At 59.8% G+C, this 14,624-nt stretch carries 13 protein-coding genes and 1 tRNA gene; 7 read left to right on the forward strand and 7 right to left on the reverse strand.

Translation table 11 applies throughout. The features are described 5' to 3' along the window. Positions 1-16 precede the first annotated feature (16 nt). From BM152_RS12410 to BM152_RS12420, 3 genes are all read left to right on the forward strand, one after another. On the forward strand, positions 17-262 hold the full coding sequence (locus BM152_RS12410; RefSeq protein ID WP_066604863.1) for an HP1242/YdcH family protein: 246 nt from the start codon (positions 17-19) through the stop codon (positions 260-262). Between the two features lie 97 nt (positions 263-359). Beyond that, positions 360-1,142, forward strand: a complete 783-nt coding sequence (locus BM152_RS12415; RefSeq protein WP_231730537.1) for a thermonuclease family protein — start codon at positions 360-362, stop codon at positions 1,140-1,142. A gap of 52 nt (positions 1,143-1,194) precedes the next feature. Then, positions 1,195-1,270: transfer RNA gene (locus BM152_RS12420), tRNA-Val, on the forward strand. A 103-nt stretch (positions 1,271-1,373) separates the two neighbouring features. Here BM152_RS12420 and BM152_RS12425 read toward each other — a convergent pair. From BM152_RS12425 to BM152_RS12445, 5 genes are all read right to left on the reverse strand, one after another. Further along, on the reverse strand, positions 1,374-2,138 hold the full coding sequence (locus BM152_RS12425; RefSeq protein ID WP_139222501.1) for a sulfotransferase family 2 domain-containing protein: 765 nt from the start codon (positions 2,136-2,138) through the stop codon (positions 1,374-1,376). 162 nt (positions 2,139-2,300) lie between these two features. Then, a complete protein-coding gene (locus BM152_RS12430) occupies positions 2,301-3,506 on the reverse strand; it encodes an OpgC family protein (protein ID WP_082715393.1) in 1,206 nt (401 codons plus the stop codon). After that, positions 3,493-5,307, reverse strand: coding sequence for a glucans biosynthesis glucosyltransferase MdoH (gene mdoH / locus BM152_RS12435; RefSeq protein WP_231730536.1), 1,815 nt, complete (start codon positions 5,305-5,307; stop codon positions 3,493-3,495). The genes BM152_RS12430 and mdoH overlap by 14 nt, the downstream gene beginning before the upstream one ends. 6 nt (positions 5,308-5,313) lie before the next feature. Next, complete coding sequence (locus tag BM152_RS12440) at positions 5,314-5,505, reverse strand: hypothetical protein (protein WP_066604857.1); 192 nt, start codon at positions 5,503-5,505, stop codon at positions 5,314-5,316. Beyond that, positions 5,490-6,935 carry an OpgD/OpgG family glucan biosynthesis protein gene (locus BM152_RS12445; protein WP_231730540.1) on the reverse strand — a complete coding sequence of 482 codons (1,446 nt, stop codon included), beginning with the start codon at positions 6,933-6,935 and terminating at the stop codon, positions 5,490-5,492. Before BM152_RS12445 ends, BM152_RS12440 begins: the two co-directional genes overlap by 16 nt. Before the next feature lie 691 nt (positions 6,936-7,626). Between BM152_RS12445 and BM152_RS12450 the strand changes: the two genes are divergently transcribed. The 3 genes from BM152_RS12450 to BM152_RS12460 are packed head-to-tail and all read left to right on the forward strand — an operon-like array spanning position 7,627 to position 11,726. Then, complete coding sequence (locus BM152_RS12450; RefSeq protein WP_066604854.1) at positions 7,627-8,928, forward strand: cytochrome c; 1,302 nt, start codon at positions 7,627-7,629, stop codon at positions 8,926-8,928. Positions 8,929-8,947: 19 nt separating this feature from the next. Then, the gene (locus BM152_RS12455) at positions 8,948-9,421 is read left to right on the forward strand and encodes a (2Fe-2S)-binding protein (RefSeq protein ID WP_066604851.1); all 474 of its coding nucleotides are present in this window, start codon (positions 8,948-8,950) and stop codon (positions 9,419-9,421) included. Next, a complete protein-coding gene (locus tag BM152_RS12460) occupies positions 9,414-11,726 on the forward strand; it encodes a xanthine dehydrogenase family protein molybdopterin-binding subunit (RefSeq protein ID WP_066604844.1) in 2,313 nt (770 codons plus the stop codon). The genes BM152_RS12455 and BM152_RS12460 overlap by 8 nt, the downstream gene beginning before the upstream one ends. A 143-nt stretch (positions 11,727-11,869) precedes the next feature. On the opposite strand, the gene BM152_RS12465 is transcribed toward BM152_RS12460, so the two are convergent. After that, a complete protein-coding gene (locus tag BM152_RS12465) occupies positions 11,870-12,460 on the reverse strand; it encodes a nucleotidyltransferase family protein (protein WP_066604841.1) in 591 nt (196 codons plus the stop codon). Beyond that, positions 12,460-13,410, reverse strand: a complete 951-nt coding sequence (locus BM152_RS12470) for an XdhC family protein (RefSeq protein WP_066604839.1) — start codon at positions 13,408-13,410, stop codon at positions 12,460-12,462. The genes BM152_RS12465 and BM152_RS12470 overlap by 1 nt, the downstream gene beginning before the upstream one ends. A gap of 267 nt (positions 13,411-13,677) precedes the next feature. On the opposite strand from BM152_RS12470, the gene BM152_RS12475 reads away from it, so the two are divergent. After that, entirely contained in the window at positions 13,678-14,580 is a 903-nt protein-coding gene (locus BM152_RS12475) for a TIGR01459 family HAD-type hydrolase (RefSeq protein WP_066604836.1), read from the forward strand. Positions 14,581-14,624: the final 44 nt, after the last annotated feature.

The raw sequence follows: 14,624 nt of genomic DNA on the forward strand, positions 1-14,624 counted from the left end.
TAAGAGGAGACACGCAATGACCAACACACCGCACCAAGTGGCCGCCGATTTTCCGGAGCTTGCTGACAAAATTAGTGAGCTGAAAAACTCCGACCCGCATTTTGCGCGTCTTCTGGAAAAATATGACGACGTGAACGATGAGGTGCATGTCGCCGAAACCGATGTGAAGCCGATGGACGATCTTGCAGTTGCCGAATTGCGCAAGAAACGGATGCTGCTAAAAGACGAGATTTATGCCGCTTTGACGGCCGCTGCCTCATAGGGGTTTGTCACATATCATGACCGGGAGGGCGCGTTAACCGATGGTTACGCGCCCTCTTGCGTTGTGAGAACAAATCATGCACATAAAGTGTGTGAGGTTGGGTAAAATACCATATGTTGCGGCGCTTTGGGTCGTAATCGGGGCTGGGGTGGCTCTGTATCCGTTTCAGACGGCGGAGGCCGTGCATAAAGGGCACGCGGATTCTGTGCATCTGTTGGAGCTTGCGCCGATTGCCCAGAAACCCGATCTGAAAGCCAAACCACAAAGCGGGGCCATTGTGGCCGGACGAGACGGGGCGCTTCGAATCGTGGATGGGGATACGCTGGCTATTGGCGAGGTGAAGATTCGTCTCCACGGCATCGATGCGCCGGAAATGTCGCAAAGCTGTAGTGATATGCGTGGCAAAAGCTGGGCCTGTGGCGCGTGGTCGAAAGCCGTTCTGGAGCGTCTGGCTGCGGGAGACATCGCTTGCGACCCCAAGGATCGCGACCGCTATGGCCGTGTGGTCGCGGTCTGCCATGGGGCTTCGGGCGATCTCAATGCTGAAATGGTGCGCGTGGGTGCGGCCTATGCCTATGAGACATACGCCCTTGATTATGTCCTGCAAGAAGAGGAGGCGCGCGCTGGCGGGCGTGGCCTGTGGCGGGCAGGGAGCCAGTCCCCGTCAGAATTCCGCACCGACCATCGCACAACGCTCGCGCCGGAAACCCCGCCCTCGGACTGTGCGATCAAGGGCAACATCTCCAGTTCCGGCAAGATTTATCACCTTCCGGGCGGGCTGTGGTATACGCGCACACGGATCAATGTAGGATCGGGCGAGCGCTGGTTCTGCTCCGAAGACGAGGCCCGCGCCGCCGGTTGGCGCAAAGCGCAGGGATAATTTTGCAAAGCCTCTTGCAAGGCCGAAATTTTTCCCCTAAATGAGCCAGACCGGGTCGTTAGCTCAGTTGGTAGAGCGCTTCGTTTACACCGAAGATGTCGGGAGTTCGAGCCTCTCACGACCCACCATTTTTCCTTACGATTAAATTTTATTGTGATTTGTGTCTGGTTAGATATTCGACCCCGTGCACTGGTCATTGAAGGCAACCGTGAGCGGTATGGATGAGATTTCTTATTTTGCCTTAATCTCTGCATAGCTCGCTATATCTTCGGCATAAAGCTCTTTGATGAGGTTGCGTTCAAGGTCGCTAATGTCAAGCACGCGCTTGCGTGCGTCCGTGCTGTGGGCTTGTTCATTTTGTAGTCCCTGATAGCGGCCGAATGCCTTGTGACATACTTTTGCGAGAAACGGCTCCAATTGATCGACTGTGCCCACATCATACTCTGAAAGAGGACCCGGGATCATATCCATTTGAGGCAAATAATGCGCGTTTTTATAAAAGTCATTATTCCGCAATCCTGTGAGGAATTGTTCAAGGGTTGGGACCGTGGTCTCGTCGCCAGCATAGCGATGCTTTTGAATAAACGCAGGATGGTGGCCTTTGTCTCTCCATGCGGAAACGACACGCTCAACCGGATCCCGCAAGACAACAAACTTATAGGACTGTTCGAACTCCCGTGTACTAGGCAGGCGATTGAAGAGTGTTTTGAGCCAAGCTGTGCTTACATTCTCAAGCCCGTTGGTGCTGGAGTTTGCTAAAGTGCGAACGATTGTAGTGTTGGCACATTTGGGCAGGCGCGCATAATAGAGGTTATACTTGGGAAAGTAGCAAATCCTTGAGAGCATGGCCTTGCGCGCACGTGGTGGCATAAGTTTGGTGACGGGATAGGCGTCGAGTGAACGATAGCGTGCTTTAATCGCAAGGTTACGGAGGTTTCGCTTTGCCATCTCTTTGAATGGCGGCTTCCCTTGAGGATTGGAATGCGTTTGCTCCACGGTCGTCTCCTATCTGATGTCGTCGTCCTTGTGCCGTGAGCGGTCTTCGGGGTCAAGCTGGGCAGCGTGTCACGTTAAAGTCATCTCGGTAGTCAGGAAATATGTTTCGTGAACTACATTCAGCGGCCCCGCACAACGCTTTGGCAAACGTGCTAACCCAAGTCAGATTTCAACACTCACGCGCTCTGACAAGTTGCGGCGGGAGGTTTCGGCCAGAAGCGCGATTGTGAGTAGCGCAATCGTCCCGACAAGCGGCAGTATCCAGGCCATCCAAACGGCATCCGGCTGCGCGATCATGAGTGCCTGACAGGCGAGGGCGAGGACCGTGCCCGCCGCGAAGATCAGAAGTCCATGCCGGCCGATAATCCGTAATGGTGCGGTGTAGCGATGTGCCGAAAACTGCATGACAACAGCAAGCTGTGACAAAACATAACCCAGCGCGAGGATATGCAGGAAGCGCGGCGCGGCCAGAAAGGTTTTGTCATGAGAGGTGATGTTGAACGGCACGCCGGCCTGCGCCAGATGATGCATCTGGAGGTTCAGAAATGTCCCCAGACCGGGAATATATTTCCAAGCAAGGACAAGGAGCAGGAAAGCGACAGACGCCCAGAAGAGCGGGCGCGATTGCGGGAAGAAAGGCTTGCCCTGACGCTGGCCGAGCCCGACCAGCAGGCCGCAGACAAAGATCGCCTGCCAGGCGAAAGGATTGAAGAACCAACCACCCGGGTTGGGGTAGTTCGGCAGGTTCAGGCGGAAAATGCCCGTCAACATCCAAAGCGTGAGAGACAGCAGGAATAAAAGGCGCGGTCGGCGCAGGCCCAGATAGATTGCGGCAGGGGCGCAGAACAGCAGCACCGAATAGGCGGGCAGAATGTTAACATAGCCGAATTGATGCGTGAGCAGCGGCACGCCGATCAGCCCTTCTGTCGGGTTATGAAACACCTGCCGCATGTTGATGCGGGTTAGAAGCTCCGTGCGTCCTGTCAGCCGGTAGGCCGCTGCAAAGATGCCCAGAGCGCAGGCGGAGAGGGTGATCTGCACGACATAGAGCGACCAGGCGCGTTTCCACAAAGGCGCAATGGCCCGCCAAAGTCCGCGTTTGTTACGCTGGGCCTGCATGAAACGCGGGGTGTAGGCGAGACCTGCGGCGATGCCGGACATCAGGAAAAAGGCCTCTGCCGCATCGGAGAACCCCAGATTGCGGATCGTCAGATATTCATAGGGGTTGCCCGGCACATGGTTGATGAAGATCATCACAAGCGCCAAGCCGCGAAAGACGTCGATACGCGGATCGCGCGGGGATTTGGGCGTGATCGCGGGACTGTTTGGCACCGGAAAGGGATCGGTCTTGGCCCTATGCTGGAGCATGGGTTTCTCCGGTCGGGTGAGGCTCTGTTGGCGCGGTGTCTTCCACCCAAGTCCGTCGCCAAGAGTCTGCTATGGCGCGGTAGGAGGCGACCACCGGCGAAAGTGTGGTGTCTTGCGGCACGGTAAAGACTGCGTGGGTCAGCGGGCGGGAGGTCCATGCGATGAGGACAGGGGCCGCAAGCATGGGCAGCGCGACCGGCAGTAGCCAGATCGTCAGGTTCGGGGCCATCCATTCCACGGCGGCCAGCGAGGCGATGCCGATGCCGATGATCCAGCGTCCGGCCTGCCATCCGTCGGACAGCGACAGGATGCCTTCGTTGCGTTGATTGGCGGGCCAGCCGCCGTCCTGTCCGGAGAGCACCTGTAGCACAGCGCGGCTGTGATAGAGCAGCATCAACGGGGCCAGCAGGGTGGTGAGCAAAATTTCGGCCAGAACGGAGAAAGCCACCCGCATCGCGCCGCCGAACCCTTTGGCGCGCCCCGAGCGGATGGCGCCGATCAGGATGAGCAGTTTCGGGACCAGCAGCAGCCCCACGACCCCGACCGCCAGCATGGTGATCTCCCGCGTGCTGGTGTTGGGGAAGACGGGGAAAAGCTGATACGGGTCGGGGAAATATTTGGGCGGTGGTGCGGTGACCGTGCCGATGAGAGAGGCGATAAGAAAGGCGGCCCACAAGAGCGAGACGACATAGGCGGCCACGTTTTGCACAAAGATGAAACGGCTCCAGCGTGCCAGTCCGGGGGCGAAAATCAACCGCGCATGTTGCAAGTTGCCTTGGCACCAGCGGCGTTCCCGGCGGGCGAAAGAAAGCACGTTTTCCGGCCCTTCCTCGAATGACCCACCGAGCGTCTGGTCCACTTGGACCTTCCAGCCCGCACGCGCCAGCAAGGCGGCTTCAACATAGTCATGGCTCAGGATATGCCCGCCCAGTGGCGGTTTCCCCGACAGTTCGGGCAGGCCGCAACTTTGGGCAAAGGCCCGAACGCGGACAATAGCGTTGTGCCCCCAGAACGGGCCGGTCGCGCCCTGCATCCGCGCCAGCCCGCGGGTGAAGACGGGGCCGTGGAAACAGGAGGCAAACTGGAGCGCGCGGCCAAAGAAGGAGCGCGCTCCGATGATCTGGGGCAGGGTTTGCAGCAGGCCAAGTTTCGGGTCGGCCTGCATCCGCGCAATCATCGTGCGGATCGTTTCGCCTTCCATGAGGCTGTCGGCATCGAGAATGACGGCAAATTCATAGGCCCCGCCGGAGGTGCGGATGAACTCTTCGATATTGCCCGCCTTGCGTCCCGCATTGTCTTGACGGCGGCGATAGAACATCCGGCCTGCGCCGTTGGCGTCCCGCAGGAGCCGCGCAAAGGCCAGTTGTTCTTTTCGGGCAAGCTCTGCATCGCGCGTGTCGGAGAGCACGACGAAATCTGCGTTCACTCCGGCATCGATCACGGAGCGGTCAATCGCGGCGATACGGGCGAAGGTGGTAAGAGGGTCTTCGTCGCAGATCGGCACCGCGATCACGGTGCGCGGTTGAGGCTGTGACAGCTCGATGTGAGTGCCCGCCCGCTGCCGTCCGGGTAGCCCGACAAGCGCCAGAGACGCCCCCCACGCAAGCCATGCAGTTGTGACAAAGACCAGTCCTGCCCGAATGGCGTCCCATGCGCCAAACCCGTCTTGGGCCGCTGCCTCGGCCATCAGGCTGGAGGCCGTGATTGCAGACACAAGCGAGAGAGCCAGTGCAAAGGCACGGCACCAGCGTGTGCGGGTGTCGGGGGCAAGGTGTTCATGCATGGCGTTGTGCCGTGTCATTTCGAGCTACGTCTTGCGCCGCAAAAAGAGCATACGGGCGACATCCGTCAAGGCAGGCCGGTGTGTCTGGGGTTCCAGCACCTGTTTCGGCATCGCAAGCGGTGCCGCAGGCGGCGTCCAGTTTTGCGTCTCCACCACCACCACCGGCTCTTGCGGGTGGGCGGGAGTTGTCTTGTTCAGGCTTACGCGTTGATCCATTGGTACATCCATGTCTCGCTCAGTGTGCGCTCGTATCCAGATATGCCTGCCTTCAGCTCGACGATGGCATCGGGTTCGGCCCGAACTTCCAGAACAAGCCGCCATTCATTGCGCCCGTTCACAGGGCTGAGCACAGCTTCGACAATTTCGCCATTGCTCGCACTGGTGACGGCTTCCAGTTGTGCATTCTCCGGCAGATGGTCCAGTAGGCCGCCTGCGAAATCGATCACAAATTTTCGTGTGCCGGTGTCGGTCTGCACGCCTGCCACACCGCCTTCGCCGGTGCGCATCCGCGTGACATTGGCAAGCCGTTCCGGAGCAGCACCTTGCGGTGACATGCCCCAATGCATTCGATAGGTATACTCAAGCGCGTCGCCCGCGTTTGTGTCCTGATCTGGAATCCAGAAGGCGACGATATTGTCGTTGACCTCAAGATCGGAGGGAATCTCGACAAGCCGGACTGCGCCCTTGCCCCAGTCTCCGAGCGGCTCGATCATCAGCGAAGGCCGACGCTCGTAATGTGCTTGGGCATCCAGATAGTGCTCGAAGTCGCGGTTGCGCTGCACTAGCCCGAAAGAGCGGGGGCTGAGGGCGCCGAAATAGGAACTGGCCAGACGCGGCGGGTTGTTCAGGTGGCGGAAATAGGTCTCGCCCGCCTGCGTGTTGAGCACAAGCGCCTCGCTGTCATGCACCGCCGGACGGTAGTCGTCGAACGGTCCTGCGTCAGCCCCGTTGAACAGGAACATCGACGTGAGCGGCGCGATGCCCAGTTGCTTGATGTCCTTGCGCAGGAACAGACGCGCGGTCACATCGACCGTGGTGGTCGCGCCCGGAGTGATGTCGAACTGATAGGCCCCTGTCACCGAGGGGCTGTCGAGCGCGGCGAATACGGTTACGGTCTCTTCGCCCGGTTGCGGCCGATGCAGCCAGACTTCGGAGAAGCGCGGAAATTCCTCGCCTTCCGGCAGGCCGGTGTTGACCGCCAGCCCGCGTGCGCTGAGGCCGTAGGAATTGCCTTTGCCGAGGGCACGGAAATAGCTCGCGCCCTGAAACACGATCAACTCGTCAAAAATGTCCGCACGGTTCAACGGCGCGTGCAGGCGAAAGCCCGCAACGCCGGGCATCTCCGCGTCTGGCGGGATGGATTGCGCTAACTCTTCGTCATCATATTCGAAGTCGGCCGTGGTGAAGGCCATCGGATGCACGCTGGTGCCAACGACCTCGTTGATTTTCACGGGCTCTTTGAAAAGCCATCCCGGATGGAAAGCATGCAGCCGGAAGGTCACGCCTTTTTCCTGCCAGCGGGCCTGCTCGGGGCGGAACCGGATGCGTTGGTAGGCATCATAGTCCAGATCTGCCAGAAACCCGTGCACAGGTTCCGGCGCCGCGTAGGGATGGCCCGCCAGATCTTTCATCCGCTCGGTCAGCATGTCGAAGGAAAACGTGGGTGCTTCCTCTTCTTGTGCCCAAAGATGCGCGGGAGCCAAGGCCGACGCGAAAGATGCGGCTGCGGCGGTCAGAAACTGGCGCCGTTCCCAGAATTCCGGCGCTATCGCTTTCTGTTGTGTGCAGTTGGAAATCGTCAAGAGTATACCCCCGGTAAGACACGGTTTTGACGTGCTAGTTTGTTGTTATTTAACTCTTTCTGCGGTACTTGAAATGGCTATTTCACCGTTTCGGCAAATTTCCGCGAGGGGCTGCAGGAAACCGCCGATGGCAAGGGCGCTGTTTTAATGTTTTTTGCACCTTTTGGATGGATATTGTCTGGAATTCAGGGTCTGGAGTGAGGTTTTCGGGATGATATTTCGGATTTTCCGTGCGTGTCGCCATAAAATAAGCAGGCGCAGAATGCGATGTGGTGCTCTTGGCTGAGTCGTTTTCAGAAGGGGTAGGGCGTGGCGCTACGTCGCATTGCGGTCGCGTCCGGTTGCTCCCTTCGGCTTTCAGGTTCTGGACATAAACTGTCTCACTTTCGAAACAGAATCTCATCACTTTTTTCGCGCGGCGACTGCTTTGCCTGTGACTTCCTGTCGATATGCCCTAGGTGGTCGGACACGCCAATAATGCGCAACTCCTTTAAGGGGGCTCGCGCCAGCTAACCGATCAAAAGGTTAAAAACATATGATCAAACGCATACTTACCGGCGGTGCCGCACTCGCAGTGCTGGGCATCGGCGGCTTCGCCATCTACGCTTGGCATCCTGCAATCGACGAGATTGCACCGCCCTCGGCAGACAGCTTTCCAGAAGCGCAGATCGAAAAGGGACGGCAGCTTGCATCCGCAGGCTATTGTGCCTCCTGTCATACAAGTGCCGATGGTGCGGCCTATGCCGGCAACTATCCGATGGAAACCGATTTCGGGACCATCTACTCGACGAACATCACACCGGACCCCGAAACAGGGATCGGGACGTGGTCTCTCGCCGCGTTCGAACGTGCGATGCGTGAAGGGATCGACCGCGACGGGGCGCATCTGTTCCCGGCGTTCCCCTTTGACCATTTCGCGAAAATGACCGACGAGGACATCGCCGCGCTCTATGCCTATCTCATGAGTTCGGTTGAGCCTGTGAAGGCGACCCATACTGAAAACGACCTGCCGTTCCCGCTCAACCAGCGGTTTTTGCAGGCCGGTTGGAAAATGCTCTATTTTGATAAAGGGCAGTATGAGCCGGAGACGGACCAGTCGGAAGCATGGAACCGTGGCGCATATCTGGTCGAGGGTGTGACACACTGTGGTGCATGTCACACGCCGCGCAACGCGTTCGGAGCGGAAATCGCCACGCAGCAATTTGCAGGCGCCGCGATTGACAACTGGATCGCGCCCGCTCTGACCTCGGACAACCCGTCTGCGGTGGCGTGGAACAAAGATGCTTTCTTCCAGTATATGAAGACCGGCACCACCACCTATCAAGGCTCTGCTGCGGGCCCGATGGCCCCTGTGGTCCATGCCGGACTCAAGGATTTGCCGGACGAGGATCTTCTCGCGATTGCGACCTATCTGGGCGATCAGGTTGGCGCGGACGATATGGCTCCGATGAGCAATCCGGCGGTGGAGAAATCTCTGGCCGCAGGTGCGCCGCAAGCCGATTACCGCAAGGAAGAGGGCGAGCGACTTTATGCAACCGCCTGTGCGGCCTGCCACTATAACTCTGTGCAAATCGCCGAAGGACGTCCCGATCTGGGCATCAACTCGGCCGTGCGTCTGGATGACCCTACCAACCTCGTTCATGTGATCCTTGATGGCGTTCATGCCGATCAGGGCATGGAAGGCGTTGTGATGCCGGGCTACCGCTCTGCGCTGGACGATCAGCAGATCGCGTCCATTGCCGCCTATCTGCGTGACAGCCGGACGGACAAGGCCCCGTGGGTGGATTTGGAACAGACAGTAACCGAGATCCGTGCCCAAGGCGCTCTGGCGCATTGACGGGATCAGGAGAGATAGAATGACAAGTTTTACAATAAACGGCAAAGTGATCGAGGTGGATGTCGAAGACGACACGCCGCTTCTGTGGGTGATCCGCGATGAAATCGGCCTGCAAGGGACGAAATTCGGCTGCGGCATCGGGATGTGCGGGGCTTGCACCGTACATGTCGGGGGACGTGCGACGCGCTCTTGTGTGACGCCGGTTTCCGCTGTCGCAGGGGCCGAGATCACCACGATCGAAGGGCTTGATCCTGAAGGCGCGCATCCCGTGCAAACCGCATGGCGCGAACTGCGTGTTCCGCAATGTGGCTATTGCCAGTCGGGACAGATCATGCAGGCCGCAGCGCTTTTGCAGGATATTCCCGAGCCGACGGATGATGACATCGACGCGGTGATGACTGGCAACCTGTGCCGCTGCATGACCTACACCCGTATTCGCGAAGCTGTCCGTGACGCGGCAACCGCTATGAAGGAGGCCGCATCCAATGGCTAAGCTCAAACTCCCGCCGCGTGGTGAAGCCACAGCCGAGATGACCCGTCGCGGGTTTCTTGTGTCCATGACCGCAGCCGGTGCCGCTTTCGGTTTTCCGCGTGCCGGTCTGGCCGCGATGGACCCGGCAGCGCCCGATGGCGTGCCCGCGACTCCAGCAGGTGCCGTATATGAACCCTCGCTCTGGTATGCGATTGATGCCGAGGGCAAGGTGAACGTCAACATCATCCGCGCCGAAATGGGGCAGCATGTCGGGACCGCTATTGCCCGTATTCTGGCCGACGAGCTGGATGTGGCGTGGGAAGATGTTTCCATCACCCATGTCGACAGTGCCGCCAAATGGGGCCTGATGGTCACGGGCGGAAGCTGGTCTGTGTGGCAAAGCTGGCCTGTCTATCGTCAGGCGGGCGCGGCAGGGCGCATGGCCCTGATCGAAGCGGCTGCGGCCAAATGGGGTGTGGCCCCGTCCGAATGCACGACACAGGACAGCCGCGTGATTTCTGGCGACCGCTCCGTCAGCTATGCCGAGCTTGTCTCCGAAGGCATCACCCGCAGCTTTACCGAAGACGAACTCAAGGCGCTGCCGCTCAAGCCCGCCTCCGAATTGCGTCTGGTGGGCAAGGACGTCACCGCGCTCGATATTGCCAACAAAACCACGGGCAAGACCGTTTACGGCATTGATGCAAAGATCGACGGCATGGTCTATGCCGCACCGCTTCTGCCTCCGACGCGGATCGGCTCCACGGTGGCCTCGGTGGATGACAGCGCGGCGAAATCCGTGAAAGGTTATCTCCAGACGCTGACGCTGGACGATCCGTCCGGCACGGTGCCCGGTTGGGTGATGGTCATTGGCGAAACCTTTATGGCGGCACAACGGGCCGCTGATAAGGTCAAAGTCACATGGAAGGCCGGACCCACGGCCACTGTGGACGAGGCGCAAATTCAGGACCACGGGCGGGCCCTGATTGCCGATGAGAGCAAAGGCTCGATTCTGGACACGGGCAACAGCGATACCGCGCCGGTTTTCGAGGCGGCGGCCGACCAGATTTCGGCGGAATACACCACCGCCACCGTGCTGCACTTCCAACTTGAGCCGCTCAACGCCACGGCGTTTCAAAACGAGGACGGGGTCTGGGAAATCCACACGGGCAACCAGTGGCAATCCTTGATCCTGCCGAGTTTGCAAGCGGCGCTTGGTGTGTCTGCGGACGAGATCGTCATGCGCACCTATATGCTGGGCGGTGGCTTCGGTCGGCGTCTGAACGGGGATTACGCCGTGCCTGTGGCGCTTGCGTCCAAAGCATTGGGTGGCAAACCCGTCAAAATGGTGATGATGCGCCCCGAAGACGTGTTGTTTGACAGCCCGCGCTCTTCGTCGGTGCAGGCTTTGAAAATGGCCTTTGATGCGGATAACACCGTGATCGGGATGGAACATCACGCCACGGCGGGTTGGCCGACCGAGGTGATGGTGCCCTCCTTCATGCCGAAGGGGACCAATGGTGAACCCTACGATCCCTTTGCCATCGCCGGTGCGGATCACTGGTATTCGGTTGGTGCGCAAAAGGTGCGGGCGATTTCCAATGATCTGGCGAACACGACCTTCCGTCCCGGTTGGTTGCGCTCGGTCGGACCGGGCTGGACCAACTGGGCGCTGGAAAGCTTCATGGATGAAGCGGCGCACAAGCTGGGCCGTGATCCGCTGGACTTCCGTCTGAGCCTGTTGACCGCAGAAGGTCGCAATGCGGGCTCTGCGCCCAACGCGGTCGGTGGCGCAAAGCGTCAGGCCGCTGTGCTGCAACGTGCGGCAGAGCTGGCGGGCTGGGGGAGCGACCTTCCGGCGGACACCGGCATCGGGCTTGCGACCAGCTTCGGTCAGGAGCGCGACATGCCCACTTGGGGAGCCTGTGCCGCGCGGGTCAAAGTGGATCGCGCAACCGGACAGGTCACGGTCGAAAAGCTTCACCTCGTGGTGGACGCAGGCATCATCGTCGATCCGGACGGTGCCTTGGCGCAAACACAGGGGGCCGCACTTTGGGGCCTCTCTATGGCGCTCTACGAAGGCACGGAAATCGAGGCCGGAAACGTGCGTGACCGCAACCTCGATACCTATACGCCGCTGCGCATGATCGACACGCCGGATATGGATGTGGAGTTCATCGAAAGCAGCGAAGTGCCTGTCGGGCTCGGGGAGCCGGCCACGACCGTGGTCGCGCCTGCAATCGGCAATGCGATCTACAACGCTGTTGGTGTGCGCCTGCGTCACCTGCCGATCACGCCCGAGGCCGTTCTGGCCGGTCTCAAGGCGTAAACGACTTTCCCGAAGGGACGCGCGCTGCGTCTCTTCGGGTTGCTCCGGTTTTGAGCGGAGCGTATACGTGCAGTTTCAAAACGTGCAGTGATATTGCCGGATTTATGGCATCAAGTTTTACATTAAGATTGCTGCGCAACGCATTATTTAAGCGTTGTTTTTGGGGGTTTCGCTTCCCGATCAACCCTCTCCAGATCAGCCGCGGTGTCGATGTCCAGAAAGGCCTGTGCAGGCAAAGTCAGGATTTGCGGCTCGGGCAATGCTTGGATCACACGCCCTGCGCCCTGATCACCGGTCAGGGCCAAAAGCTCTGCAAAGCGGGATGCGGAAAATACCGCTGGTGGCAATCTTTGCCTGTCAAAGCTGCTCGCCGCCGCGTCATGTCCTGCCATGTCGAACAGATCGGCCATGTGTGATGCGGGCACAAAGGGCATGTCCGCGAGCGTGACAAGCACCTGCGTTGCGCCACAGTCCTGTGCCGCCTTCAGCCCCCTGCGCAGGCTGTCGCTCTGTTGCGGCTGACCCTCCACGCGCAGCACCTCCAGACCCGCCGCCTGAGCACGCTCCGCGACCGCATCGGTCCGCACACAGGCAAAGCGCCGATCCAGATCAAGCGAGGCGACGGTCTCGAAAGCATGGGAACACAAGGGCCGTCCATGCAGGGGGGCCAGTAGCTTGTCCTCCGCCCCGAAGCGCCGCGACTGTCCGGCAGCGAGAACAAGCCCGACCCGCATCAGCTCTGCCCTTGTGGGGATTCACAAGACAGGACTTCGGCCAGCACCGACACGGCCAAGGTGCGCGGGTCGCGGGTCGAGCGGATCAGACCGATGGGCCCTTTGATCCGCGCCAGTTCGGCCTCACCCACACCCGCCGCGCGCAGCGTTTCGATCCGTGCATTTGCTGTACGTAAACTGCCCTGTGCGCCGATGTAGAATGCCGGTGAGGCAAGGATGTTCAACAGAATATCCGGCTCCCAGCTATGGTTGTGAAAAAACAGCGTCACCGCCGTATGCGCATCAATCGCAATGTCGGCGGGCAGGGTGGCTTGGGTGATGTGGCGCGTGTGCAGGGTCGGAATGGAGTGCCGCGCCGCGTCCAGTGTGTCGCTGTCGGGGGAGACCAGAACCGCATCATATCCGGCGGAGGTCGCCATAGCGGCAAAGGCGGAGGCTTCCGTGCCTGCGCCCAGAACGACGAAACGGGTGTCCGGCAGGACATGCAGCGCAACACTTTGATCTTCTGCGCTTTCTGCGATTGCAACCCCGCCGCGCTCCATATCGAGGAACAGTGTGACGGCCTGCCGCTCTGAGATGTTTTGTGACACGGTGCGCAAGCGGGTGATGTCGTCTATGGGCACGAGGAAAATATCCAGTGACCCGCCGCAGGGCAGTTGAATATCCATAAAGGGAGATCCCTGACCGTAACGCAGTTTGCGCGGCTTTCGGTCCTTGAGCACCTGCGCCGCATGATGCGCGACATCCCCGTCGATACAGCCGGACGACAGCCCGCCGAAACAGGTGCCATCCTCCATGATGAACATGCTCGCCCCGACCGGACGAAAGGACGGTCCGGCCGCGCCCCCGATCATGGCCAGCACACAGGCGGGCTTGTCTGACTGGGGGCTGCTCATGGCGTGTGCGAGGGCTTGCGAGAGCGGGAAGTCGAATGCGCGAATGGTAATCATGAGACGGGTTTAACGCGCCTGTGTTCGGGGGCAAGAGTTGGGTGGCATAATTGTCTGTGAACCGGCAGAAAACCCGAGACCTCGTGGCCGAGAATGCCCGAGTTTGCGGCAGTTGGAGAGGCGATTTCTTCACGCTTGCACAAGAAATCCCTTTGAACACAGGGGATGGCCGCATATGTCGGCCCTCGTGCGCCTGTCGTCTGCGATCTTGTGAGCGCGGCGGGGGCGAAACCAAATGAGCAGGCGAGTTGAGCGGGGCGAGCGCGGATGATTGATACGGATTGGGCATTTCACCGGTATGAAAGCGTTCGCGCGGTCTTGCCGGAGGCGGAGTTTGCCCCGCAATCGCGTGCGGGGCACAGTCTGGCCGATACGGTGGAGGATTTCGACGCCTATATTCTGGATGCTTTCGGGGTGCTCAATTGCGGTGAAACGGCTATAGCCGGTGCGGTCGAGCGCATGGCCGATCTACGGGCGGCGGGCAAGCGGCTTGTGGTTCTCACCAACGCGGCCAGCTACACCCGTCAGGCGGTCTTGGCCAAATATCATCGGTTGGGCTTTGACTTTTCCGCCTCTGAGGTGGTGTCGAGCCGTGACGTGGCTTTCGCGGCTCTGCCGCAGTTGGCGGGCGGAAAGGTCTGGGCCGCCGCCGCCGCTGAAGGTGACGATTTCAACGATGCGGATGACGCGGCGCGGATCGAGCATCTGGCGGAGCATCCGGAGCTTTTGCACAGCGCAGGGGGATTTCTCCTGCTGTCCAGTGCGCGCTGGTCCCAATCGGATACGGAGGCTTTGACACAGGCGCTTCTGGCGCGGCCAAGGCCGTTGGTTGTGGCCAATCCCGATCTTGTCGCCCCGCGTGAGGAGGGCTTGTCCTTCGAACCGGGGTTGGTTGCCCATGATGTCACCGAGCGGACCGGTCAAAAGGCGGCGTTTTTTGGCAAGCCCTTCGGCAATGCGTTTGAAACGGCTTTAGCGCGGCTCAAGGACGTGCCCCGTCACCGTATCGCGATGGTTGGCGATACGTTGCACACGGATGTTCTGGGCGGGGCAAGTGCGGGGATCGGCACGATTCTCATCACGGACCACGGGTTGTTCCGTGGTCATGACGTGGTGCCCTATATTTCCCGAAGCGGTATCCGACCCGACTGGATCGTTGCGACGACCTGAGGCCTGTTGCGATGATGAGGTGGGGGAGGTTGTTTGACTTCTAC

The sequence above is a fragment of the Celeribacter halophilus genome, assembly GCF_900114135.1.
GTDB classification, from domain to species: Bacteria; Pseudomonadota; Alphaproteobacteria; order Rhodobacterales; family Rhodobacteraceae; genus Celeribacter; species Celeribacter halophilus.

What these genes read in the sequence shown, in the direction of transcription:
- BM152_RS12410 (WP_066604863.1), top strand. Translation starts at nt 17, where the DNA reads ATGACCAACACACCGCACCAAGTGGCCGCCGATTTTCCGGAGCTTGCT.
- BM152_RS12430 (WP_082715393.1), bottom strand. Translation starts at nt 3,506, where the DNA reads ATGCTCCAGCATAGGGCCAAGACCGATCCCTTTCCGGTGCCAAACAGT.
- mdoH (WP_231730536.1), bottom strand. Translation starts at nt 5,307, where the DNA reads ATGACACGGCACAACGCCATGCATGAACACCTTGCCCCCGACACCCGC.
- BM152_RS12440 (WP_066604857.1), bottom strand. Translation starts at nt 5,505, where the DNA reads ATGGATCAACGCGTAAGCCTGAACAAGACAACTCCCGCCCACCCGCAA.
- BM152_RS12445 (WP_231730540.1), bottom strand. Translation starts at nt 6,935, where the DNA reads ATGCTGACCGAGCGGATGAAAGATCTGGCGGGCCATCCCTACGCGGCG.
- BM152_RS12450 (WP_066604854.1), top strand. Translation starts at nt 7,627, where the DNA reads ATGATCAAACGCATACTTACCGGCGGTGCCGCACTCGCAGTGCTGGGC.
- BM152_RS12455 (WP_066604851.1), top strand. Translation starts at nt 8,948, where the DNA reads ATGACAAGTTTTACAATAAACGGCAAAGTGATCGAGGTGGATGTCGAA.
- BM152_RS12460 (WP_066604844.1), top strand. Translation starts at nt 9,414, where the DNA reads ATGGCTAAGCTCAAACTCCCGCCGCGTGGTGAAGCCACAGCCGAGATG.
- BM152_RS12465 (WP_066604841.1), bottom strand. Translation starts at nt 12,460, where the DNA reads ATGCGGGTCGGGCTTGTTCTCGCTGCCGGACAGTCGCGGCGCTTCGGG.
- BM152_RS12470 (WP_066604839.1), bottom strand. Translation starts at nt 13,410, where the DNA reads ATGATTACCATTCGCGCATTCGACTTCCCGCTCTCGCAAGCCCTCGCA.
- BM152_RS12475 (WP_066604836.1), top strand. Translation starts at nt 13,678, where the DNA reads ATGATTGATACGGATTGGGCATTTCACCGGTATGAAAGCGTTCGCGCG.